Consider the following 23,790-nt stretch of genomic DNA (forward strand, 5'->3'; position numbering starts at 1 on the left):
GCGCGCAAGCGCCGCTGCGCGGGCTTGCCGCGCTTGAAGGGGGCGGGGTGCTGGTTTATGTCCCCCGGATCACTCTCAGGAAATCCGGGAACACCCATGCGCGCCGAGACCCAGAAAACCGTCGACAAGATCGAGAAATCGCTCGACCTGCTGGCCCAGCGGCTGGACTGGGAGACCGCGCCCTACCGGCTGGAAGAATTCAACGCGCGGGTCGAGGATCCGAACCTGTGGAACGATCCGACCGCCGCGCAGAAGCTGATGCGCGACCGGCAGATGCTTGTCGATGCGATGGAAACCTATCGCTCCATCAAGCAGGATCTGCAGGACGGCGTCGATCTGATCGAACTGGGCGAGATGGAAGACGACGCCGCCGTGGTGGCCGAGGCCGAGGCCGCGCTGAAGCAGCTTGCCGAACGCGCCGCCAAGAAAGAGCTGGAGGCGTTGCTGGACGGCGAGGCCGACGCCAATGACACCTTCCTTGAAATCAACGCGGGCGCGGGCGGCACCGAGGCCTGCGACTGGGCCGAGATGCTGCAGCGGATGTTCGTCCGCTGGGCGGAAAAGCGCGGCTACGAGGTGGAGCTGCAGTCCGAGGAAGCGGGTGCCGAGGCGGGCATCAAGTCGGTGGGCTACAAGATTTCCGGCCTCAACGCCTATGGCTGGCTGAAATCGGAATCGGGCGTGCACCGGCTGGTGCGGATCTCGCCCTTTGGCAAGGGCACGCGCGAGACGTCCTTTGCCTCGGTCTGGGTCTATCCGGTGGTCGATGACAATATCGAAATCGACGTCAATCCCAGCGACATCCGGGTGGACACCTACCGGTCGTCGGGCGCGGGCGGGCAGCACGTGAACACCACCGATTCCGCGGTGCGCATCACCCATATTCCCACCGGCATTGTGGTCACCAGTTCGGAAAAGTCGCAGCATCAGAACCGCGACATCGCCATGAAGGCGCTGAAATCGCGGCTTTACCAGATGGAGCTGGACCGCCGGAACGCCGAGATCAACGCCGCCCACGAGGCCAAGGGCGATGCGGGCTGGGGCAACCAGATCCGGTCCTATGTGCTGCAGCCCTACCAGATGGTGAAGGATCTGCGCACCGGGGTGGAAACCTCTGACACGCAGGGCGTGCTCGACGGCGATTTGGACCAGTTCATGGCCGCCACGCTGGCGCAGAACGTGGCGGGCAAATCCCGCGCCGATGCGCGCGGCGAGGACTGAGGCCGCGCATCCCGCTTGCCCTCTCGCCCTGACCGCGGCTTAGATGCCCGCGGGACAGGAGGAGGAGGCATCATGTCGGACATCCCCGCATCTGGCGTGCCGGAATTTGCACCGGTGCGCCTTGCCACGCTGCGCGCGGCACTGGCGCTTGGCTGGCGGGATCTGCGCCGCGCCAAGCGCTTTGCGCTGGTTCTTGCCGGGGTCTATGTGGCGGCGGGGCTGGCGCTAAGCTGGATCACGCGGGCCACCGGGCAAAGCTTCTGGCTGGTGCTGGCGGCGGTGGGCTTTCCGCTGGTGGGCCCCTTCGCGGCGTTCGGGTTCTACGAGATCTCGCGCCGTCTGACCCGGGGCGAGGCGCCGGGGTGGCGGCCGGTCTTCGGCGTGATCCTGCGGCAGTCGCAGCGGCAGCTGCCCTCGCTCTGCGCGGTGATCGTGCTGGTCTTCCTGTTCTGGTTCTTTCTGGGCCACATGATCTTTGCCCTGTTTCTGGGGCTTGCGCCGATGACCAATATCAGCAGCAGCCCGGAAGTGTTTCTAAGCGTGAACGGGCTGATGATGCTGGGCACCGGCACGCTGGTGGGGGCAGGCTTCGCCGTGCTGCTTTACACGATCACCGTGCTGGCGCTGCCGCTGCTGCTTGACCGCGAGGTGGATTTTGTCACCGCGATGATCGTGTCGGTCCAGTATGTGCTGGCCCATCCGGTGCTGATGCTGGCCTGGGGCGCGCTTCTGGCCGGGCTGACCTTTCTGGCGCTGCTGCCGGGCTTTCTGGGCCTGTTTCTGGTGCTACCATGGCTGGGCCATGCCTCGTGGCACCTTTACGCCCTGCTGCGGGGCGCTGATACGGCCTGAGCGGTCAGCGGAACGGGTCGTTCACCCGCAGCTGCTGGCGGTGGAAGGGCACCAGCTCCGACGCCGTGCGGTAGCCCGTGCTGCGCGCGGCGGCCAGCACCTTATGCGTGTCATGGCCCAGAAATTCATAGACCAGCCGCGCCGCCCGCCGCCCCGAGGGGTTTTCGGGCGTGGTGCGCACGGTGTAGCCGACCCAGAAATGGTTGGCGAGCGCCGCCGCCCGCGACAGGTAGTTGAACGAGGTGGTCACCGCCCCGTTGCGGCTGACCATGGCCGCGATGCCCTCGGCCTGCGGCATGACAAAGCCGCGGAACTCGCGCGAGGCGGGATCGGTGGGCAGGTCATGCATCGACATCGCTTCCTTCGGCTCGAAGCCGCGCAGGAAGGTGAAGCCGTCGCGCCGGGTGATGTGCACGAGCCCGACCACGAAACGCTCTTCCTCGGAGAACGCGGCGCGGGAAAAGCGGTAGAAGCCCGAGGGGAATTCCTCTTCGGACAGCCCCATCATGCCTGCGCCGACATAGTTCGCGATGAAGGGGTGGCGCAGCAGGTCGCGGGGGGTGTCGCGGATATGCGTCACCGGCTCCAGCAGGATGCGCGCATCAACGCCAAAAAAGCGGCAGATCCGGTGCAGCACATCGGGGCGGGGGAAGCTCTCTCCGGCCAGATAGCGGTTGAACTGCGTGCGGTTGATTCCAAGGTCGCGGCACAAGGCCGAAATCGAGGCCGCATCCTGACCCAGGCGACGCAGATTCGCGCCAAACACGCCCCGCAGCTCTGCCGGGCTTAGCTGCGCCTCCGCAGCATTACCTTCTTTGGCCATGACTTTTCTTCTCTTTTGCACGCCCATCCGGTCGGGAAAACCGCCATCCACCGTCTTGTCCTCACTATCCGTATCTCAACTGATGCGTATTGGCATCATATGTGATGCGATATCGCGACAGGGTTTACTTAAAGCGTCACAAAATGCAAGTGGTCGTCACGTTTACCCTGATGTGCGACGCTTTTGATTTGCGTCACGCTGATGTAATGAACGAGCGTTAAGGGTGTCGCCATGTCACGCAAGATGTACGGGGTCGTGCTCTGGGCCGACCAAACCGATAACCAGGCTGTGGTGTGGTGCGAAGACCATGGAGATCTTGCCTATTGGCATGACACCGGCTCCCCTCAGCACGAGGGGCCCTGTCTTGACGCGGGCGACCTGATCCAGTTCGAACTGATGCAGGATCGCAATCTGCGCTATGTGCGCAATCCCGAACGGGTGATGCAGCAGCATTTTGCCGGGCTTGCCGGGCGGCTCAAGACCGCGCGCGGCGCTGTCGCGCGGCCTTCGGACGCGCGCGACCGGGGCACGACAGTGCTGGCCTTCCCTGCGCGCCGCCGGGCGCCGCTTTCCGTCTGATTGCCTGAGATCCGGTGCCCGGAAACGCAAAGGACCGCCGGGGCGGTCCTTTCTGTCCTGTCCGGGATCCGGAGATCCGCTCAGCCCCTGCCGCGGCTCAGCGCCGCCACGCCGGTGCGCGCCACCTGAACCAGACCGAGCGGGCGCATGAGATCGGCAAAGGCGTCGATCTTGTCCGGGGTTCCGGTCAGCTGGAAGACGAAGCTTTCCAGCGTGCTGTCCACCACATGGGCGCGAAAGATGTCGGCCAGCCGCAGCGCCTCCACACGTTTGTCGCCGGTTCCGGCCACTTTCAGCAGCGCCAGTTCCCGCTCCACCGAACTGCCTTCGGCGGTCAGATCGTGGACCTCGTGCACTGACACGATCCGGGTCAGCTGCGCCTTTATCTGTTCGATGACCTGCGGGGTGCCGGTGGTCACGATGGTGATGCGCGACAGATGACCCTCGTGGTCGACCTCTGCCACGGTGAGGCTGTCGATATTGTAACCCCGTCCCGAAAACAGCCCGATGACCCGGGCCAGAACCCCGGGTTCATTTTCCACGAGCACGGTGATGGTGTGGGTCTCCTGAACATCGGAGAAGGTGGGGCGAAGGTTATAGGCCGAATGCTTGTTCGAGCCCTTCTTGATCTGCAGAGGCGACATCTGCGGTCCTTTCCGGTCATGAGCGAGAATTTTCGTCCGAAAATTCTCGCGGGGGGCAGGGGGGGGCGCGAGAATTTTCGTCCGAAAATTCTCGCTGGGGACAGGGGTCAGACCATCACCGCACCCTTGCCCGCGATCGCATTGGTGGCCTTGGCATCGCCCAGAAGCATCTTGTTATGCGGCTCGCCTGACGGGATCATCGGGAAGCAGTTCTCGTGCTTTTCCACCAGACAGTCGAAGATGACCGGACCGTCATAGGCCAGCATTTCCATGATCGCGTCATCCAGATCGGCAGGATCGGCGCATTGGATGCCCTTGGCGCCAAAGGCTTCGGCCAGCTTGACAAAATCGGGCAGCGCTTCGGACCAACTCTGCGAATAGCGCTCGCCATGCAGAAGCTGCTGCCACTGGCGCACCATGCCCAGGCGTTCATTGTTGAGAATGAACTGCTTGACCGGCAGGCGGAACTGCATGGCCGTGCCCATTTCCTGCATGTTCATCAGCCAGCTTGCCTCACCCGCCACGTTGATGACCAGCGCCTGCGGATGCGCCACCTGCACGCCGATGGAGGCGGGGAAACCATAGCCCATGGTCCCGAGCCCGCCGGAGGTCATCCAGCGGTTCGGATCCTCGAAGCCAAGGAACTGCGCCGCCCACATCTGGTGCTGGCCGACCTCGGTGCAGATGTAACGGTCGCGGTCCTTGGTCAGGGCCTCGAGCCGCTGCAGCGCGTATTGCGGCTTAATGGTGGTCTCGGAGGGTTTGTAGGTCAGGCATTTGACCTTCCGCCATTCCTCGATCTGCTGCCACCAGCGCGCCAGCGCCTCGCGGTTGACGCGGCGCCCGCGTGCCTTCCAGATTTTCAGCACGTCTTCCAGCACATGGGCGATGTCGCCGACGATGGGCATGTCCGCCTTGATCACCTTGTTGATCGAGGAGGGGTCGATGTCCACATGGGCCTTTTTCGAGCGCGGCGAGAAGGCGTCGATCCGCCCGGTGATGCGGTCGTCGAACCGCGCGCCGAGGTTGATCATCAGATCGCAGCCATGCATCGCCAGATTGGCCTCGTAAAGCCCGTGCATGCCAAGCATGCCCAGCCAGGCCCGGCCGGAGGCGGGATAGGCGCCCAGCCCCATCAGGGTGGAGGTGATGGGAAAGCCCGTGGCCTCCACCAGTTCGCGCAGCAGCTGGCTGGCGCCGGGGCCGGAATTGATCACGCCGCCCCCGGTGTAGAAGACCGGACGTTCTGCCGTCTCGATCGCCTCGACAAGCTGGGTGATGGTCTCCATGTCGCCCTTCACCTGCGGGCGGTAATGGCCGATGGGGGCCTGCGGCTTCGGCGTGTAATCGGCGCTGGCGAACTGCACGTCCTTGGGGATGTCGACCAGCACCGGACCGGGGCGGCCCGAGGTGGCGACGTGAAAGGCCTGATGGATCACCGAGGACAGCTTGACGGTGTCCCGCACCAGCCAGTTATGCTTGGTGCAGGGGCGGGTGATGCCCACCGTGTCGGCCTCCTGAAAGGCGTCGGAGCCGATCATGAAGGTCGGCACCTGACCCGACAGCACCACCAGCGGGATCGAATCCATCAGCGCGTCGGTCAGGCCGGTGACGGCATTGGTGGCGCCGGGGCCGGAGGTGACCAGCGCCACGCCGGGCTTGCCGGTGGAGCGGGCATAGCCTTCGGCGGCATGGATCGCGGCCTGTTCATGGCGCACGAGAATGTGGCGGATGTCGTTCTGCTGAAAGATCTCGTCATAGATCGGCAGCACCGCGCCCCCGGGATAGCCGAATACCGTGTCCACACCCTGATCCTTCAGGGCCTGAACCACCATTTTCGCTCCGGTCATCTGACGTGTCATCGCGGTCTCCGTTCCTGACGTCATTCCAGTCATCTGCGCATAAAAAAGCCCCCGAGACGGTCGGGGGCGCATGGGGGGATCCTCAAGGTTCCGTTTACCGGCCCATGCGCCAATCGCCTACAATGAGAATTACCCGTAGCATCCGTATGGACTCCTTGTGCGTGGCCGGGACCATAGGCAAGCCCGTCGGGGGCGTCAACCGGGAAAGAGACGGAAAAGCTGCGCGGATGGGGCATTTTCTTTCCGTTTCTTGCGCAAGCCTCGAGATTTTTGAAACTTACGGCATTCTGGCGCGCAAGGACGGTGCAGGCGGGGCCGGAAAGTGCCGTCAGGGGTGACAAAGGCGGCGCTGCGCGCGCAATCCCGCAGGCGCAGCAGGCCGGGGGAGGAGGCTCCTGCCCCTGCGTGACGGGGGGAGGGCAGGACAGGCGGGGGCTCTGCCCCCAACCGCGCGGGGCGCGCGGCTTCCCCCGGGATATTTGCAGCCGATGGAAAGGGCTGCGGCTCAGCTGTTGACGCCGGTGCCCTGCAGCACGCCATGTTCCAGCGCGTAGCGGGTGAGGCCAGCGGTGGAGCTGATGCCCAGCTTGCGCTTGATGTTCTTGCGATGCGTCTCGACCGTGCGAACCGAGATGTCGAGCACCAGCGCCACTTCCTTGTTGGACCTGCCCTGCGCCAGCTGCAGCAGGATGGTCTGTTCGCGGTTGGTCAGCTGTTCGCGCCCGCCGGCGAGGATCGGCGCCAGCGCGCCTTCGGCGCCGGTGCAGAGATAGCGCTCGCCGCCCATGACAGTGTCGATGGCGCGCTTGATCTCTTCGGTGGGCACGTCTTTCAGCACATAGCCCATGGCGCCATGGCCAAGCGCGGTGGAGATGTATTCCGGAGTGTCATGCATCGACAGCATCAGCACGCGGGTCTGCGGGCGGCGTTCAAGGATCATCTCGGTGGCCGACAGCCCGTTGAGCCCGGGCATGTTGAGATCCATCAGGATCACGTCGGGGGCCAGATCGTCCAGCCGGTCGATCATCTGCTGGCCGGAGGAGAGCGTGGCCAGAACCTGGATGTCGTCGTAGCTTTCGAGGATCGCCTCGATCCCTTCGGCCACCAGCGGGTGATCATCCACAACAACGACGCGGGTCTGGAAGGTCATGCGCGGGCCTTTGGCTGGGGGCTTTCTTCGGGGGGCAGCAGGTGCGAGAGCGGGATCTGCGCCTCGATAGCGGTGCCGGATCTGGAGGACAAGATGCGCAGCGTGCCGCCAAGCTGGTCCATGCGTTCCTGCATGTTGCGCAGGCCGATGCCGGCATGGCCCGCACGGCGGTCGGGATCGAGCCCGCAGCCATTGTCGGCCACCCGCAGCGTCGCCCCCTTGCGGTGGCTGCGCAGGTCGATGTCGACCCGGGTGGCGCCGGAATGGCGCTCCACATTGGTCAGCGCCTCCTGCGCGATGCGGTAAAGCGCGATGCGGCTTTCCTGATCGATGCGGTTGCGGAACACCACCGTGTCGAAGCGGGTGTCGATGCCGGTGCGGGCGTGGAAATCGTCGGTCAGCGCCTTCAGCGCCGGGCCAAGCCCCAGATCGTCCAGCACGCCGGGGCGCAGGTCGCGGCTGATGCGGCGCACCTCCTGAATGGCGCCGGTCAGGGCGCTGTGGCCGCGGTCCAGCGCGTCCATGGCGCGGGGATCCTGCTGGGCCAGCCTGCGCCGGGTGATGTCGAGCGCGTATTTCACGCCCACGAGGATCTGGCTGATGCCGTCATGCAGTTCGCGCGCCACCCGGCCCCGCTCGGCCTCCTGCGCGTCAAAGACGCGCTGGGTCAGTTCCTTGAGCTTGGCATCGGCGAGCCGTCTTTCGCGCAGGTTCATGGCGATGCCCGACAGGAACACCGCCAGCAGCGCGCAAAGCGTGATGGCGCCGATATAGACGAAGGTGCGGCGCACCCGCGCCTCCACCTCGGCGCGGGAGGCGGCGACGGTGGCCAGCACGTCATCGATGAAGACGCCGGTGCCCACCGCCCATTGCCAGTCCTGAAAGCCCATGACGAAGGAGACCATGCGCGCCTCCTCGCCGGTGGAGGGTTTGGGCCAGAGATAGGAATGATAGCCCGAGCCCTGCCGGGCAATCTCGATCAGCGGCCCAACGATGGGGGTGCCTTCGCTGTCGGTGAGATCCTGCCAGTTGCGCCCGATCAGATCCGTCCGGCGTGGCGAGACAAGGTTGGTGCCGTCGTAATCATAGACGAAGAACGACCCGTCCTCGCCATAGATCATCGCGGCAAGGATCTGGGCGACCTTGATCTTGGCGGTCTCGTCATCGGGGGCGGCCCCGCCATAGATGAAATAGAAGCCGTTGCGCGCCTGCGTGACATAATTGCGCAGCTCCTGCATCTTGGTGTCCAGAAGCTGCGTCTCCAGCGTCTGGATCTCGCGTTCGGCCAGCATCCGGGCATGATGCGCGACCAGCAGCGCGATGGCCGCGCCCGCCAGCACCAGCGGCACGGAGGCCAGCAGAAAGAGTTTCTGCCCGTAGCTGAGCCGGAGGGTCTGGAGCAGGGCGCGCATGGGAGGCAGGTAAGGCCAATCCCCCGCATGCGCCAAGCGGAAATGCGCGTCCCATGGGAAGCCGGGGCACAGGATCAAGAGTGCCGCTGCGTCAGAGGCGGTTTTTTTCCGCCTCTCTCCGTAGCACTGGGTATTCCGCTCTGCCCGCGCCCTGGCTTAGTCTGACGCTGCTATCGATCCGCGACGGTCTCCGAGGAGAGGGACCGCGCTGTCTTCTATGGGAGGAAATTCATGGACCGTCGTTCCTTTTTGCGCGCCACCACTGCGGGCGGCGCTGCCGCTGCCGCCTCGGCGCTTGCAGCCCCCGCCTATGCGCAGGGCCGCCGCACGCTGACGCTGGTCACCACATGGGCCCGGGGCCTTGCCGGGGTGCATGACAGCGCGCAGTACTGCGCCGACCAGATCACCGCCGCCACCGATGGCCAGATCACCGTCGATCTGAAGGCCGCAGGCGAGCTTGTGGGCGCCTTCGAGGTGTTCGACGCCGTCTCCTCCGGGCAGGCGGACATGTATCACGGGGTGGATTACTACTTCCTCGGCCAGCATCCGGCGCTGAGCTTCTTCAGCCAGATGCCCTTTGGCATGAACTTCATGGAATATGCCAACTGGATCAACCACGAGGGCGGTCAGGAACTGTCGGACGAGCTTTATTCCATTTTCGGGCTGAAGGCGATGTCGGCAGGCAATACCGGCCCGCAGTCCGGCGGCTGGTTCGCCAAGGAGATCAACTCCGCCGCCGATTTCGAGGGCCTGAAGTTCCGGATGCCGGGGCAGGGCGGTCAGGTGATGGGCAAGCTCGGCGCCTCGGTGCAGAACCTGCCCGGCGGCGAGGTCTATCAGGCGCTGTCCTCGGGGGCCATCGACGGCACCGAATGGATCGGACCCTGGGCCGATGAAAAGGCCGGTTTCCAGGAAATCACCAAGATCTATTACACCGGCGGCTTCCACGAGCCGGGGCCGAACCTGAACCTGACCATGAACCTCGACGTTTATGATAGCCTGACCCCGGTCCAGCAGAAGATCGTCGAGCAGGTGACGCGCGCCTCCAACATCTGGACGATGTCGCTGTTCATGGCCAACAACTCCTCGGCGCTGCAGCGGCTGCAGTCGGGCGGCGTGCGTCTGATGGAATTCCCCGACGAGGTCTGGGACGCCTTCGGCACCGCCTCCAAGGAAGTCACCGCAGAGCCCATGGGCGACGAGCTCTACAAGCGCTGCTATGACAGCTACATGGCCTCGCTCGCCTCGTCGGCCACGTGGATCGCGCGCTCCGAAGGCACTTTCTCGGCGCAGCGCAACCGCGTGATGGGGCTCTGATCCGCATCCTCTGACACCGGGAGGCCGCGCCGCGCGCGGGGCTTCCCCAACGGTCGGACGCGCGTCTGTGCGGCGGTCCCTGCGGTCCGCCGCAGGGGCCGTGCCGTATCGTGCATCTTTCAATTCGGACCTCAACAAAAGGCGGCGGGACCATGGAGGAAAACGGCACATCCGGTCTTCTGGGCGTTCTGGGCGGCGGATTGCTTGCCTTCGTGCAGAATATCGCGATGTCCTTCTACAATCTCGGCTATGCGATCACGCATCCGGGGCTGTGGCTGGACTGGAGCAACAGCGAATCGATCATGCGCTTCGTCTATTACGGCGCCTCGGTGGAGCTGCTGTATGTCATCCTGACCACGGTGCTGATCCTGACGGCGCTGGGCATGTGGCGGCATTCCATCCTCTGGGGGCTGGTGCGCGGGCTGGAGGGCTTTTCCAACGGGCTGGGCCGCTTCTTCGCCTGGGCCGGGCTGATCATGGTGCTGCAGCAGGTGCTGATCGTCTTCACCCAGCGCATCTTTGCCCGGCCCGACATGTCCTTCGGGCTGGGGCTGACGCTGAGCCTCGACATCAGCTGGTGGTCGGAAGAGCTGAAGCTTTACAACGCGATGATCGTGGTCTTCTGCCTCGCCTATACCTTCGTGCAGGGCGGGCATGTGCGGGTGGATCTTCTTTATTCCCCCGCCTCCTACCGCACCAAAAAGGTGATCGACATGGTGGGCTCGGTTATCTTCATGCTGCCCATGGCGGTGCTGACATGGCTTTACGCGTGGTTCTTCCTGTGGCGGCACCTGATCGTGCCCAACCCCTCGGCCTCCGAAAACCTTGACCGGCTGCTGAACAAGGCGCGCGCGCTGCGCTGGAACGTCGAGACCATCGGCTTCAGCCCCAACGGCTTCACCGGCTATTTCCTGTTCAAGATCCTGATCGTGCTCATGTGCGCGATGATCTTCCTGCAGGGCGTGACCTTCTTCTGGCGCTCCTATCTGGAATGGCGCGAGGGCGAAGAGAGCGAGGGCAAATATCACGACCATGACCGGATCGAGCAGGGCGAAGACGCCTACGATCACGCGGAATTCTGAGGGGACGGGACAGAACCATGTTATTCGGACTTGATGGCGTCGAGATCGGGCTGATCATCGTCTTCCTCACGCTTTTTGCCGCGATCCTGTCGGGTTTTCCGGTGGCCTTCGCCATCGGCGGCGCCGGGGTGATCTCCTTCGGGATCATCGCGGCGCTCGATTCCGCCGGGCTGCTCATTCATCAGGCGATCGACACCGGGTCGGACGCCTATCGCGCGCTGGTGGCCACCGGCGTGCGCGAGGATGCCATATCCATCTTCCGCAATCCGGACCTGCCGCGGATCGGCATGCCGGTCTTTGAACGCGGCTGGGAAGTGGCGATGGACCGCAACCTCGCCTTCATCGTCAACCGCATCAACGAACGCGTCATCGCGGGCCAGAGCATCGAGACGCTGCTGGCGGTGCTGATGTTCGTGATGATGGGCATCGTGCTGGAACGCTCCAAGATCGCCAATGACCTGCTGACCACCATGGCGCGGGTGTTCGGCCCGCTGCCCGGCGGCCTTGCGGTGTCCATCGTGGTGGTGGGGGCCTTCCTTGCCGCCTCCACCGGCATCGTCGGCGCGACTGTGGTCACCATGGGGCTGCTGGCGCTGCCCACCATGCTGCGCAATAACTATTCGCCGGAACTGGCCACCGGGGTCATCGCCGCCTCGGGCACGCTGGGGCAGATCATTCCGCCCTCCATCGTGATCGTGCTTCTGGGCACGCTGGCGGGGGATCTCTATTCCTCTGCACAGGAAAGCCGGGCGCAGCTTGCGGGCTGCACCGATGCGCTGACCCTGCTGGGCGAACCTGCCGTGGTGTCGGTGGGCACGCTCTTTCAGGCGGCGATGCTGCCGGGCATCCTGCTGGCGGTGCTTTACGCCGCCTATGCCTTCGGCTTCGCGCTGCTGCGCCCCGAAGCGGCACCGCCGGTGCAGCTGGGCGGCGCCATGTCCGAACCCGTCACCCGCGGCGAGGCGCTGACCTGGTATCTGGGCGTGCCCGCGCTGATCGTGGTGGGCGCGCTGGCGCTGGGTCAGGTCGGCGTCATCGGCTCGCAGTCGACCCAGATCGACAGCTTCTCGGCAAGCGGCCAGATGGCCAGCCTGCGCACCAATGTGGGCCCGGAATGTCAGGCCTCGATGATCGACCTGCACGGGCAGGAGGCCTGGGACGAGGCCGTGGCCCAGCAGACCGCCATCGACGCCGCAGGCGGCGTGGAACAGAGCCACCGTCTGAGCCCCGAAGAGCGGGTGCAGGCGCTGGCCGACAAGATCGCCAATGCCGCCCCCATCGGCACCGGCATCGCCATCATCGCGGTGATGTTCGCGCTGGTGCTGGCGCTGGCGCGGGGCGTGTCTCCCTCCTCCGATCCGATGCCGCTGGTGGTGGGCGCGGGCGGCGTGGTGGCGGGTCTGCTGATGGACATCCTGTTCATCCGGCCCGACACCTCGCCGGGGGTCACGGTGCTGCTGATGCTGCTGCCCTGGGCCGTGGCGTTCTGGGGCTGCAAGGCCGCGGCGCAGCGGCTGGCGCAGAACGAGATCATCCGCGTGGTCTTCCCGCCGCTGGTGCTGATCGTGGCGGTGCTGGGCTCGATCCTTGGCGGCATCACCAACCCCACGCCCGCTGCGGCACTGGGGGCGGCGGGCGCCATCATGCTGGCCGCATGGCGCAAGCTGGGCGAGATGGACCGCTCGCCGGGCATCATCCTGATGTCGACCTTCGCGCTGATCGTGATGATCCTGCTCGGCGTGAATTTCGACCTGCGGGTGAATGCCGAAGGCGCGGGCGTGGAGACGTGGATCGCCTTCCTGCTGGCCTATGGCGCCTATCTCTACGCCATCTTCGGCCTGCTCTTCGGCTGCTGGGTGCTGCTGAAACAGGGGGTTCTGGCGCCTGCGGTGCGCGAGACCGCCAAGGTCACCTCGATGGTCTTCACCATCCTCGTGGCCTCGCAGCTGCTGAACCTCGTGGTGATCTCCTTCGGCGGCGAGCATTACATCCAGGATTTCCTGCGCAGCTTCGATGACGAGCACAAGGTCTTCCTGATCGTGATGCTGGTGCTCTTCGTGCTGGGCTTCGTGCTGGATTTCCTCGAGATCATCTACATCGTCGTGCCCATCGTCGGGCCGGTGATCTATGGCGGCAGCTTCGATCCCAAATGGGTGACGATCATGATCGCGGTCAACCTGCAGACCTCGTTCCTGACGCCGCCCTTCGGCTTCGCGCTGTTCTACCTGCGCGGCGTGGCGCCCGCCTCGGTCACCACCGGGCATATCTATCGCGGCGTGGTGCCCTTCGTGCTGATCCAGCTGGCGGGGCTGGCGCTGCTGTGGTTCGCGCCCGGCATCGTGACCATCGTGCCGGATCTGATCCCGAACTGAGCCGCGGCACCTGTCTGACCTCCAGCCGCCGGGGCCCTGTCCCGGCGGCTTTCCTGTTGTTGAGGCAGAGGGGGGCGCTGCCCCCCGCCCGCGCGTGCCGCGCGGCCTCCCCCCGGAGTTTACCGGGCAAGATGAAAGGTCTGAAACCGCAGAGGGCCTGCTGGCTTCATCTTGCCAGACAAACTCCCGCCGGAGGCAGGCCGGACGGCGGCGCTGGCACGGATTTTTCAGAAAAGGGCGCGGTGCTCAGCTGCGGCTGTCGGGCAGCGAGATATTGGCGACCTGTTCCGCGATGGGATCGGTGGAAAGCGGGTGCATGTCGGCGGCATAGGCGGAGGGATCGCGCATGCGTTCCCAGCGGCCCCTGCGATAGAGTTCCAGCCCGGAAAACTGCGCCTTGTAGCCCATCTTGGGCGACCCGGGCACCCAGTAGCCCAGATAGACATAAGGCAGGCCCGCCTCGCGCGCGATCTCGACGTGATCGAGGATCATCCATGTGCCCAGACCCTGTTTCGGCAGGTCGGGATCGTAGAAGGAATAGACCATGGAGACGCCATCCTCCAGCACGTCGGTCAGGCAGACGGCGGCCAGATCGCCGCTGCTGCGGTCGGTATATTCCACCACGCGCGAGCGGATCGGCGTTTCTTCGATCATGGCGGCGAATTCGAAGATGTCCATGTCGGCCATGCCGCCATCGGCGTGGCGCGCGTCCAGATAGCGGCGGAACAGCGCGAACTGGTCCTCGGTCGCCCAAGGGCTGGAGGCGCGGCGGCTCAGGTGATCGTTGCGGCGCAGCGAGCGGCGCTGGCTTTTGCTGGGCGCAAAGCGCGCCACGTCGATCCGGGCCGACAGGCAGGCGTTGCATTCCGAACAGGAGGGCCGGTAGAGCACGTTCTGCGACCGGCGGAAGCCCTGCCGCGACAGGCTGTCATTCAGCTTTTCGGCATAGTCTCCCTGCAGGGCGGTGAAGAGCTTCCGCTCCATCCGGCCGGGCAGGTAGGGACAGGGTTGCGGCGCCGTCACATAGAACTGCGGCGCGAGGGGCAACGAATGGCGCATTTGTGACCCGTGGGCTGTTTCGTCAAAACGTAACAATGAAAGCCCGCTCCGCCAAGCCCCCCGCAGCGGGCGGGGGGCGGGTCTTTGGTCGCAGCTTTTGTCCGGGTGGTTCTGCGCCAGCCGTCCGGCGCGGCGGTTCAGCGCCTCAGTCCAGTGCGCGGCGGTTCAGCGCCTTAGTCCAGTGCGCGGCGGTTGAGCGCCTTAGTCCAGTGCGCGGCGGTTGAGCGCCTCAGTCAAGTGCGCGGCGGTTCGGCGCCTCAGTCAAGTGCGCGGCGGTTCAGCGCCGCGGTGCCAAGCGCCAGATCGGTCAGGCCCTGACCCCGTTCGGTGGCCAGCATGCAGACGATGGAGACCACCTGCAGCGGTGCCATCGACACCGACAGCGTATAGCCCAGCGTATGCAGCAGCGCCTGTCCGGCGCCAAGCCGCTGGCCGCGCCAGTCGCGCAACTCGATGGCCATCAGCCGCATGCCCCAAGTGGCGGAGCCGCTGGCGATGGTGGCCACGCGGTAGCCGAAGCTGATCACCAGCCACAGCGCGAAGAACACGAACAGCCCCAGAAAGGCGGTGAAGACCAGCGCCACCAGCACCAGCCCCGCCACGATCACCGTGTCGATCAGCCAGGCGAGGCCGCGTTTCAGCGCCACACTGTCGTAGAATTCCCGCTGGCGCACAGGATCGGGAAGCTGGGAATGGGTCTGGTCGAAATACATCTCTCTGTGGCTCCGGCCTTTTCGGGAGGGGGGAGGGCGTGCGGGGCGGCCATGGCCCGCGCGGGGCCATGGCCGGGGTGGGATCAGGCCTCGGCCCGGTCCTCTTCCTTGACGTCGCGCGGGCTGCGGCTGCGGTCTTCCATGAACTGGTCGAACTCTGCCTTGTCGCGGGCATCGCGCAGGCGGCGCAGGAAATCCTCGAAGCTTTTCTGCTCGTCCTCGAGGCGGCGCAGCGTGTCGGCCTTGTAGGCGTCAAAGGCGCTGTTGCCGCTGGGGCGCAGGGCGGCATAGCCCTGCTGGAAGGAGGAGGTGCGGCGGGTGCGGCAGGATTTTCCAAACATGCGTTTGCTCCAGATCATGTAGCCAAGAAGGGCAAGGCCAAGCGGCCAGAAAAGGATGAAGCCAAGGATCATGGCGACGATCCATGCGGGTCTGCCCCGCTGGTCGAGCCAGCCCTCGGCGCGGCGCAGCCAGCCGGGGTTGGCGGGGGTTGCGTAAGAGGGCGCGGAGGCGGTCATCGGGTCTGGTGTCCTTTCGTTCGGGTATCTATGTGAATGTCTTTCACATTACGGAAGATCGGAATGCACCCGGCCCGGATCAAGGGGCGATGTAAAAGTTTTTTACATTTTTGCCTCGGGCTCGGCCTCGGGCTCGGCGGCGGCTTCGGTGAAGTCTGCAGGCACCGCCCCGGTGAGGCCGGGCAGCAGATGGGCGTCCATCGCAAACAGATGCCGGGGCGTGCCCGCCGCCGCCCAGATCACCGGAAACTCCAGCAGGCGCGGGTCGATCCATGCCCGGATCGGGCTCAGATGCCCCACCGGCGACACGCCGCCGATGGCAAAGCCGGTCTGGGCGCGGATCAGTTCGGCATCGGCCTTGCCCAGAGGCTCGCCCGCCAGCGCCGAGGCCCGCTCGGCGCAGACCCGGTTGCCGCCTGCGGTCAGGAACAGCACCGCCTCGCCGCTGGTTTCGGCCCTGAAGATGATGGATTTGGCGATCTGGTCCAGCGCGCAGCCGACGCTGTCGGCAGCCTCCTGCGCGGTGCGGGACGATCCCACCTCGCGGATCTCTGTCGTGATCCCCGCCGCGTCCAGCGCCGCGCGCACCCGTTTCAGGCTTTTGCTCATGTCCGGTCCCCCTGTTGACGGACCCGGGATAGCCCCGCGCGCGCCGCCCGCGCAAGCTGCGGGATTGCACATTTCCCCGGCACATGGCCAAAGTGGCGGCATGAGCCTTGACCCCCGCATCACCCGCCTGCCGCGCGCCCACGAGCCCGATCTGGGGCAGGAGGCGCTGACCCTCACCCCTTGGGCCGACGGCGACACCGCCCGCCTGATCCATGGCGCCACCGGCTCCAGCCCCTATCTGGCGAGCCTGCTGCGCAAGGAGGCGGACTGGCTGGAAGCGGCGCTTGCCGCACCCGAGGCGGCGCTGGATGCCGCGCTGGACGGGCTGCCCGAAGACGGTGATCCCGCCAGCCCGCTGCGGCAGGCCAAGCGCCGGGTGGCGCTGCTGGCGGGGCTCTGCGATCTGGGCGGCATCTGGCCGCTGGACCAGGTGACCGGCGCGCTGACCCGGCTGGCCGACCGGGCCGTGGATCTGGCGCTGCGCGATGCCATCGGGCGCGAGATCCGGCGCGGCAAGCTGCCCGGCGCCACGGCGGAGGACATCCCGCAGGCGGCGGGCATGGTGGTCTTTGCCATGGGCAAGATGGGCGCCGGAGAGCTGAACTACAGCTCCGACATCGACCTGATCTGCCTGTTTGACGAAAGCCGGTTCGAGCGCGACGATTACCACGAGGCCCGCGCCGCCTTCATCCGGGCCACGCGGCGGATGACCGCCACGCTCAGCGATCTCACCGGCGAAGGCTATGTGTTCCGCACCGACCTGCGGCTGCGCCCCGATCCTGCCGTATCCCCGGTCTGCATGGCGATGGAGGGGGCGGAGCGGTATTACGAAAGCCTTGGCCGGGCGTGGGAGCGCGCGGCATGGATCAAGGCGCGGCCCTGCGCCGGCGATCTGGAGGCGGGCGCGCGGTTTCAGGAGGTGCTGCGCCCCTTCGTCTGGCGCAAGCATCTGGATTTTGCCGCCATCAAGGATGCCCATGACATGCGCCTGCGCTACCGCGAGGCCAAGGGACTGTCGGGGCCGATCACGCTGCCCGGCCATAACATGAAGCTGGGCCGGGGCGGGATCCGCGAGATCGAGTTCTTCACCCAGACCCGGCAGATCATCGCGGGCGGGCGCGATCCCGACCTGCGGGTGCGCGGCACGGTGCCGGGGCTGGCGGTGCTGGCCGAAAAAGGCTGGGTGCCCGGCGACGTGGCCGAAACGCTGACCGGGCATTACCGCTTTCACCGCGAGATCGAACACCGCATGCAGATGGTGCAGGACGCGCAGACCCATGCCCTGCCGGTCAACGAGGAGGGATTCCACCGCCTTGCCGCCATGACCGGGCGCGACCTGCGCGAGCTGAAGGCGGATCTGTCGGCGCGGCTCGAAGAAGTACATGCCCTGACCGAGGGGTTTTTCGCCCCCGAAGCCCGGGCCGAGGCGCAGGTGCCCGACATGCTGGAGGACAGCCCGCTGGTGGCGCGCTGGACCAGCTATCCCGCGCTGCGCTCGCAGCGCGCGGTGGAGATCTTCACCCGGCTGCGCCCGGAAATCCTCAGCCGTCTCGCCCGTGCCGCCCGCCCCGAAGAGGCGCTGCAGGCCTTTGACGGCTTTCTTGCGGGCCTGCCCGCCGGGGTGCAGCTGTTCTCGCTTTTCGACGCCAATCCGCAGCTGGTGGATCTGCTGGTGGACATCGTGTCGACCTCGCCGGATCTGGCCCGGCATCTGGCCCGCCATGCCTCGGTTTTCGACGCGGTGATCGGCGGCGATTTCTTTGCGCCCTGGCCGGGGGTGGCGGCGCTGCGCGCCGATCTGGCCGAAACCCTCGCGCGGGAGGCGGATTACGAACGCCAGCTCGACATGGCGCGCCGCTGGGCCAAGGAATGGCATTTCCGCGCGGGTGTGCATCTGCTGCGCGGCCTTACCGACCCCGAGGAGGCGGCGCAGCATTACGCCGATCTGGCCGAGGCGGTGCTGGCGGCGCTGCTGCCGGTGGTGCAGCAGGAATTCGCCGCCAAACATGGCGCTGCGCCGGGGCGGGGCGCCGTGGTGCTGGGCATGGGCAGTCTTGGCGCGGGGCGGCTGCATGCGCGCTCCGATCTCGACCTTATCGTGATCTACGATCCGGCGGGGGTGGAGGCGTCCGAAGGCCGCCGCCCGCTGCCCGCCCGCACTTACTACGCGCGGCTCACGCAGGCGCTGATCACCGCCATGACCGCCCCCATGGCCGAGGGGCGGCTTTACGAGGTGGACATGCGCCTGCGCCCCTCGGGCAATCAGGGCCCGGTGGCCACCTCGCTCACCGCTTTCACCGAATACCAGCGCGGACAGGCCTGGGTCTGGGAACATCTGGCGCTGACCCGCGCCCGGGTGGTGGCGGGCCCCGCCGATCTGGCCGCCGATGTCGAGGCGCTGCGCCATGACCTGCTGGGCAGCCCGCCGCCGCGCGACCGGGTGCTGGCGGAACTGGCACAGATGCGCGCCCGCATCGCTGCCGCGCGCGGCGCAGGCGATCCGTGGGATCCGAAGCTGGGCCGGGGCCGGATGCAGGACATCGAACTGGTGGCGCAGGCGGGGGCGCTGCTGTCGGGGCAGGCGCCGCGCCGCACCGCGCGCGGCCTTGCCGCCGCCGCGCGCTTGGGCTGGCTCGACCGGGCAGGCGCCGATCACCTCGCCAGCACCCACCGCCTGCTCTGGAGCCTGCAGATCGGCGCGCGGCTCATTGCCGACGGCGCGCTTGATCCCGAGGATCTGGGCGCGGGCGGCTGCGCCTTCCTGACCCGGCTCGCGGGCATCGACAGCCCCGACGCGCTGCGCCTGCGCCTCGCGGAGATGGCCGACAAATCCGCCGCGATCATCGACGCGGCGCTGCCCGCGCCCGAAACCAGAAACGCGGAAACCCCGCGCCCCGAAAGCTGAGGCGGCGCTTCCAGCGGCCCCAAATATCCCGGGGGGCCCGCGTCAGCGGGCGGGGGCAGCGCCCCCTCCGCCCCCTCCGAAAAAGCGGGGGCTCAGCCCCGCGCCAGCCCTGCGGCCTCGGCGGCAAGCGCGGTGATCCCGGCCCAGTCACCTGCCGCCATCATGTCGGCGGGGGCCACCCAGCTGCCGCCGACACAGAGCACGTTCTTCAGCCCCAGATAGTCGCGGGCATTCTTCATGCTGACGCCGCCGGTGGGGCAGTAGCGCACCTGCGGGATCGGCGCGCCGATGGCCTTCAGCGCGGGCACGCCGCCATTGGCCTCGGCAGGAAAGAATTTCTGCACGGTATAGCCGCGCTCCAGCAGGGCCATGCTTTCGGTGGCGGTGGCCGCGCCCGCCAGCAGCGGCAGATCCTGCGCCTCGCAGGCGTCCAGCAGCCGGTCGGTGGCACCGGGCGACACGCCAAAGCGCGCGCCCGCCGCGATGGCGGCGCTGACATCCTCGGGGGTCAGCAGCGTGCCCGCGCCAACCACGCCGCCTTCGACGCTGGCCATCTCGCGGATCACATCCAGCGCCGCCGGGGTGCGCAGCGTCACCTCCAGCACCGGCAGGCCGCCCTTGACCAGCGCCTCGGCCAGAGGCCGGGCATAGGACACATCCTCGATCACCAGCACCGGGATCACCGGGGCCATACGGCAGAGGGCTTCGTTGGAACGGCTGGCGTCAGCGGGGGTCATCATGGCCGGGTCTCCGACTTGGGGGAAAGGGTGCGCAGAGGCGTAGGGGCAGGGCGGGCAAAGCGCAAGCGCGTCACACCACCACCGCCGCCCCGGTGGAGGCGAGGCCGACATTGCGGCGGAACGCCTCGAACAGCTCGCGCCCCACGCCCGCGCCATTGCCGGACAGATCGGCACTGGCGGGCTCGCGGGTCTCGAAGCCTTCGGTCAGGCACATCAGCGTGCCCGCCTTGGCATCCAGCCGCACCAGATCGCCATCGCGCAGCCGCGCCAGCGGGCCGCCATCGGCGGCTTCGGGGCTGACATGGATGGCGGCGGGCACCTTGCCGCTGGCCCCGGACATGCGCCCGTCAGTGACCAGCGCCACCTTCAGCCCGCGATCCTGCAGCACCGCCAGCGTCGGCGTCAGGCTGTGCAGTTCCGGCATGCCGTTGGATTTCGGCCCCTGAAAGCGCACCACCACGATGGTGTCGGTGGTGAATTCGCCGCGCTTGAACGCCTCCTTGACCTCGCCCTGATCGTGGAAAATCCGCACCGGCGCCTCGACCAGATGATGCTCGGGCTTCACCGCCGAGATCTTGAGGATGCCATGCCCCAGATTGCCGTCAAGCTGGCGCAGCCCGCCGGTGGGCTGGAACGGATCGGAGGCCGGGCGCAGGATGCGGTCGTTCTGGGTGACGCGTGGCGTCTCTTCGTAGCTCAGCACGCCATCGCGCAGCTTCGGCTCCTGCGTGTAAAGATGCAGCCCGTCGCCCGCCACGGTCTTGACGTCCTCGTGCAGCAGCCCCGCCTCCAGCAATTCGCCGATCAGGAACTGCAGCCCGCCCGCCGCGTGGAAATGGTTCACATCGGCAAGCCCGTTGGGATAGACCTTGGCCATCAGCGGCACGGCGTTGGAAATCGCGTCAAAATCCTCCAGATCCAGCACGATGCCCGCCGCCCGCGCCATGGCGGGCATGTGCAGCACAAGGTTGGTGGACCCGCCCGTGGCCATCAGCCCGACGATGCCGTTTACAAACGCCTTGGCATCCAGCACGTCGCAGACCGGGCGGTAATCATTGCCGAGCCGGGTGATTTCCAGCGCGCGCTGCGCGCCCGCGACGGTCAGCGCCTCGCGCAGCGGCGTGCCGGGATTGACGAAGGACGCGCCCGGCAGGTGCAGCCCCATGAATTCCATCAGCATCTGGTTGGTGTTGGCGGTGCCGTAGAAGGTGCAGGTGCCCGGCCCGTGATAGCTGGCCATCTCGGCCTCCATCAGCTTGTCGCGGCCGATCTCGCCGGTGGCGAACTGCTGGCGGACCTTGGATTTCTCGTCATTGGGCAGGCCGCTGGTCATCGGCCCCGCGGGCAGGAACAGCCCGGGAATATAGCCGAAGGTGGCGGCGGCGATCACCAGACCCGGCACGATCTTGTCGCAGACCCCCAGATAGACCGCCGCGTCATAGGTGTTGTGCGACAGCGACACGCCCGCCGCGAGGGCAATCACGTCGCGGGAAAACAGCGACAGTTCCATCCCGGTCTGGCCCTGCGTGACGCCATCGCACATGGCAGGCACGCCGCCCGCCACCTGCGCGGTGCCGCCCACCTGCCGCGCCGCCTCGCGCAGCAGGGCGGGATAGGTCTCGTAGGGCTGATGCGCCGACAGCATGTCGTTATAGGCGGTGACGATGCCCAGATTCGGCGCCTGTCCGGTGGCAAGCGCGTCCTTGTCCGCGCCCATGGCGGCATAGGCATGGGCCTGATTGCCGCAGGCCAGATGGCCCCGGCGCGGGCCTTCCTCGGCGGCGCGGCGCATCTGGTCCATATAGCGGCGGCGCAGCGGTTCGGACCGTGCCTCGATCCGTGCGGTCACATCCGCGATGCTGGCATTGAGTGTCATGCTGGCTCCCTTCCGCCGGGCGGCCCGGCCTGAGTGACGACCTGTCTGTCGCTGCATGTAATGCAGTTAGCGCTATCAGTAAACCCGCACATCGGGCCCGTGCCCGGCAAAACCCGCAGCCGCGGCGGGGGGTGAACGCGGGTCTGCCGCCCCCGCTGCGGCCCGTCTTCGGGATAGCCGCCGCGGCACGTCCCGGCAAGCCCGCGCGGGCCTGCGCAGACAGGATGCGAAGGCGCTTCCCTCGCGCGCGGCGGAGGCGTAAAGGAGCGGCATGACAGATGCCGATTTCCCCGTGATCCGACTTCTCCCCAAGGCCAAGCCGCAGGCGATCCGCCGTGGCTACCCTTGGATTTATGCCAATGAACTGGTGATGGACCGGCGCAGCCGTGGCATCCCCGCCGGCACCGTGGTGCGGCTGGAGGATGCCGAGCGCGGCGTGCTGGGGCTGGTGGGCTTCAATGCCGACAGCAAGATCGCGGGGCGGATGCTGGATCCCGATCCCGAAGCGGTGATCGGGCGCGACTGGCTGGTGGCCAAGCTTGCCCGCGCGCTGGCGCTGCGCACGCGGCTGTTCGACCGGCCCTATTACCGGCTGGTCCATGCCGAGGCTGACGGGCTGCCCGGCGTCATCATCGACCGGTTCGGCGATGTGGCGGTGATCCAGCCCAATGCCGCATGGGCCGAGGTGCTGCTGGCCGATCTGGCCTCGGCGCTGGCCGAGGTCACCGGGGTGACCACCATCCTCAAGAACGCCGGCGGGCGGGGCCGCGCGCTGGAAGGGCTCGACGATGCCGATGCCGTGCTGCTGGGAGAAGCGCCCGCAGCCCCGCTGCCGGTGGAGATGAACGGCGCCACCTATATGGCCGACCTGACCGGCGGGCAGAAGACCGGGCTTTTTTACGACCAGCGTCCCAACCATGCCTTTGCCGCGCGTCTGGCCGAGGGGCAGCAGGTGCTGGACGTGTTCAGCCATGTGGGCGGCTTCGCGCTGGCGGCACTGGCGCAGGGCGCGCAGGCGGCGCTGGCGGTGGACGGATCCGCCGCAGCGCTGGATCTTGCCCGCGACGGCGCGGCGCGCATGGGCGCGCAGGACCGCTTTGCCACGCGGCAGGGCGATGCCTTTGACGTGCTGACCGCCATGGGTCAGGAAGAGGCGCGCTTCGGGCTGGTGGTCTGCGATCCGCCCGCCTTTGCGCCGTCGAAACCCGCGCTGGAGGCGGGGCTGCGCGCCTATGAGCGGGTGGCGCGGCTGTCTGCCGGGCTGGTGGAGGAGGGCGGCTATCTGGTGCTCTGCTCCTGTTCGCATGCCGCGGATCTGTCGAGCTTCACCGGCGCCTGCCTGCGCGGCATCGGACGGGCCGGGCGCCGGGCGCAGCTGCTGCATACGGGCTTTGCCGGTCCCGACCATCCGCTGCTGCCGCAGCTGGCGGAATCGGGCTATCTGAAAGCGCTGGTGTTCCGCCTGTGAAGGTGCTGCTGGACGCCTGCGTGATCTACCCCACCGTCATGCGCGAGATGCTGCTGGCGGTGGCGGTGCGCGGCGCCTTCACCCCGCTCTGGTCGGCGCGCATCCTTGAGGAATGGGCACGGGCGGCGCGCAAGCTTGGTCCCGCAGGCGAGGCGCAGGCGCGCGGCGAGGTCGCCCTGCTGCGCGCGGCATGGCCCGAGGCCGAGATCCGGGCGGGGGCGGCGCTGGAAGCGCGGCTCTGGCTGCCCGATCCCGCCGACATCCATGTGCTGGCCGCCGCCATCGCGGGCCATGCCGATCTGATCGTGACCCTGAACGCCCGGGATTTTCCGCGCGGCACGCTGGCCGAAGAAGGCCTGTCGCGCGCCGATCCCGATGCGTTCCTGCATGGCATCTGGCAGGCGCAGCCCGGGCTGGTGGCCGAGGCCGGGGAGGAGGTGCTGGCGCGGGCGCGGCAGATCTCCGGCGAGGACTGGCAGATGCGGGCGCTGCTGAAAAAGGCGCATCTGCCGCGGATCGCCAAGGCGCTGTCGGCCTGAGGCCGCGCGGCTGGAGCGGAGCAGGGGGCGCTGCCCCCTCTTGGCCTGC

20 protein-coding genes are annotated in these 23,790 nt (G+C 67.0%); 9 read left to right on the forward strand and 11 right to left on the reverse strand.

Features of this window, described 5'->3' with window-relative positions; genetic code table 11:
- Positions 1–96: 96 nt before the first annotated feature.
- Positions 97–1,221: a peptide chain release factor 2 gene (prfB, locus tag VK682_RS17620; protein ID WP_089844169.1), complete on the forward strand. Its 1,125-nt coding sequence runs from the start codon at positions 97–99 to the stop codon at positions 1,219–1,221.
- 72 nt (positions 1,222–1,293) lie between these two features.
- A complete protein-coding gene (locus VK682_RS17625; protein WP_230797530.1) occupies positions 1,294–2,073 on the forward strand; it encodes a DUF2189 domain-containing protein in 780 nt (259 codons plus the stop codon).
- A gap of 4 nt (positions 2,074–2,077) precedes the next feature.
- Here the strand turns inward: VK682_RS17625 and VK682_RS17630 are convergent, their stop codons facing one another.
- The gene (locus tag VK682_RS17630) at positions 2,078–2,896 is read right to left on the reverse strand and encodes a helix-turn-helix domain-containing protein (RefSeq protein ID WP_089844165.1); all 819 of its coding nucleotides are present in this window, start codon (positions 2,894–2,896) and stop codon (positions 2,078–2,080) included.
- Positions 2,897–3,127: 231 nt separating this feature from the next.
- Here VK682_RS17630 and VK682_RS17635 point away from each other — a divergent pair, with 231 nt between their 5' ends.
- Entirely contained in the window at positions 3,128–3,475 is a 348-nt protein-coding gene (locus VK682_RS17635) for a hypothetical protein (RefSeq protein ID WP_230797531.1), read from the forward strand.
- An 80-nt stretch (positions 3,476–3,555) separates the two neighbouring features.
- On the opposite strand, the gene ilvN is transcribed toward VK682_RS17635, so the two are convergent.
- The 4 genes from ilvN to VK682_RS17655 form a co-directional block, all read right to left on the reverse strand.
- Positions 3,556–4,119, reverse strand: coding sequence for an acetolactate synthase small subunit (ilvN, locus tag VK682_RS17640; RefSeq protein ID WP_230797532.1), 564 nt, complete (start codon positions 4,117–4,119; stop codon positions 3,556–3,558).
- Between the two features lie 107 nt (positions 4,120–4,226).
- Positions 4,227–5,981 (reverse strand): acetolactate synthase 3 large subunit, encoded by a 1,755-nt coding sequence (locus VK682_RS17645; protein WP_230797533.1) that lies wholly within the window; start codon positions 5,979–5,981, stop codon positions 4,227–4,229.
- 505 nt (positions 5,982–6,486) lie between these two features.
- The gene (locus tag VK682_RS17650) at positions 6,487–7,131 is read right to left on the reverse strand and encodes a response regulator transcription factor (protein WP_230797534.1); all 645 of its coding nucleotides are present in this window, start codon (positions 7,129–7,131) and stop codon (positions 6,487–6,489) included.
- Positions 7,128–8,543, reverse strand: coding sequence for a cache domain-containing protein (locus tag VK682_RS17655; RefSeq protein ID WP_089844151.1), 1,416 nt, complete (start codon positions 8,541–8,543; stop codon positions 7,128–7,130). The genes VK682_RS17650 and VK682_RS17655 overlap by 4 nt, the downstream gene beginning before the upstream one ends.
- Before the next feature lie 231 nt (positions 8,544–8,774).
- On the opposite strand from VK682_RS17655, the gene VK682_RS17660 reads away from it, so the two are divergent.
- From VK682_RS17660 to VK682_RS17670, 3 genes are all read left to right on the forward strand, one after another.
- Entirely contained in the window at positions 8,775–9,860 is a 1,086-nt protein-coding gene (locus VK682_RS17660; RefSeq protein ID WP_230797535.1) for a TRAP transporter substrate-binding protein, read from the forward strand.
- Positions 9,861–10,012: 152 nt separating this feature from the next.
- Positions 10,013–10,942, forward strand: a complete 930-nt coding sequence (locus tag VK682_RS17665) for a TRAP transporter small permease subunit (RefSeq protein WP_089844147.1) — start codon at positions 10,013–10,015, stop codon at positions 10,940–10,942.
- A 17-nt stretch (positions 10,943–10,959) separates the two neighbouring features.
- Positions 10,960–13,314 carry a TRAP transporter large permease gene (locus VK682_RS17670; RefSeq protein ID WP_324782284.1) on the forward strand — a complete coding sequence of 785 codons (2,355 nt, stop codon included), beginning with the start codon at positions 10,960–10,962 and terminating at the stop codon, positions 13,312–13,314.
- 246 nt (positions 13,315–13,560) lie between these two features.
- Here VK682_RS17670 and VK682_RS17675 read toward each other — a convergent pair whose 3' ends face one another.
- The 4 genes from VK682_RS17675 to VK682_RS17690 all read right to left on the reverse strand — a co-directional run bounded on the left by VK682_RS17675 (position 13,561) and on the right by VK682_RS17690 (position 16,213).
- Positions 13,561–14,373, reverse strand: coding sequence for an arginyltransferase (locus VK682_RS17675; RefSeq protein WP_230797536.1), 813 nt, complete (start codon positions 14,371–14,373; stop codon positions 13,561–13,563).
- A gap of 257 nt (positions 14,374–14,630) precedes the next feature.
- Entirely contained in the window at positions 14,631–15,086 is a 456-nt protein-coding gene (locus VK682_RS17680) for an RDD family protein (RefSeq protein ID WP_089844142.1), read from the reverse strand.
- Positions 15,087–15,169: 83 nt separating this feature from the next.
- On the reverse strand, positions 15,170–15,604 hold the full coding sequence (locus VK682_RS17685) for a DUF2852 domain-containing protein (RefSeq protein ID WP_089844140.1): 435 nt from the start codon (positions 15,602–15,604) through the stop codon (positions 15,170–15,172).
- 102 nt (positions 15,605–15,706) lie between these two features.
- Complete coding sequence (locus tag VK682_RS17690; RefSeq protein WP_230797537.1) at positions 15,707–16,213, reverse strand: YbaK/EbsC family protein; 507 nt, start codon at positions 16,211–16,213, stop codon at positions 15,707–15,709.
- Between the two features lie 100 nt (positions 16,214–16,313).
- Between VK682_RS17690 and VK682_RS17695 the strand changes: the two genes are divergently transcribed.
- A complete protein-coding gene (locus tag VK682_RS17695; RefSeq protein ID WP_324782285.1) occupies positions 16,314–19,118 on the forward strand; it encodes a [protein-PII] uridylyltransferase family protein in 2,805 nt (934 codons plus the stop codon).
- 92 nt (positions 19,119–19,210) lie between these two features.
- Here VK682_RS17695 and eda read toward each other — a convergent pair whose 3' ends face one another.
- On the reverse strand, positions 19,211–19,855 hold the full coding sequence (gene eda / locus VK682_RS17700) for a bifunctional 4-hydroxy-2-oxoglutarate aldolase/2-dehydro-3-deoxy-phosphogluconate aldolase (RefSeq protein ID WP_089844625.1): 645 nt from the start codon (positions 19,853–19,855) through the stop codon (positions 19,211–19,213).
- A 73-nt stretch (positions 19,856–19,928) separates the two neighbouring features.
- Entirely contained in the window at positions 19,929–21,734 is a 1,806-nt protein-coding gene (gene edd / locus VK682_RS17705) for a phosphogluconate dehydratase (RefSeq protein WP_230797539.1), read from the reverse strand.
- Positions 21,735–22,005: 271 nt separating this feature from the next.
- On the opposite strand from edd, the gene VK682_RS17710 reads away from it, so the two are divergent.
- Together VK682_RS17710 and VK682_RS17715 are read left to right on the forward strand one after the other, a co-directional pair.
- On the forward strand, positions 22,006–23,202 hold the full coding sequence (locus VK682_RS17710) for an RSP_2647 family RNA methyltransferase (protein WP_230797540.1): 1,197 nt from the start codon (positions 22,006–22,008) through the stop codon (positions 23,200–23,202).
- Positions 23,199–23,741 (forward strand): RSP_2648 family PIN domain-containing protein, encoded by a 543-nt coding sequence (locus VK682_RS17715; protein WP_230797541.1) that lies wholly within the window; start codon positions 23,199–23,201, stop codon positions 23,739–23,741. Before VK682_RS17710 ends, VK682_RS17715 begins: the two co-directional genes overlap by 4 nt.
- Positions 23,742–23,790 lie beyond the last annotated feature (49 nt).

Origin of the sequence: Salipiger marinus, assembly GCF_035481585.1 — a bacterium.
Lineage (GTDB): Bacteria > Pseudomonadota > Alphaproteobacteria > Rhodobacterales > Rhodobacteraceae > Salipiger > Salipiger marinus.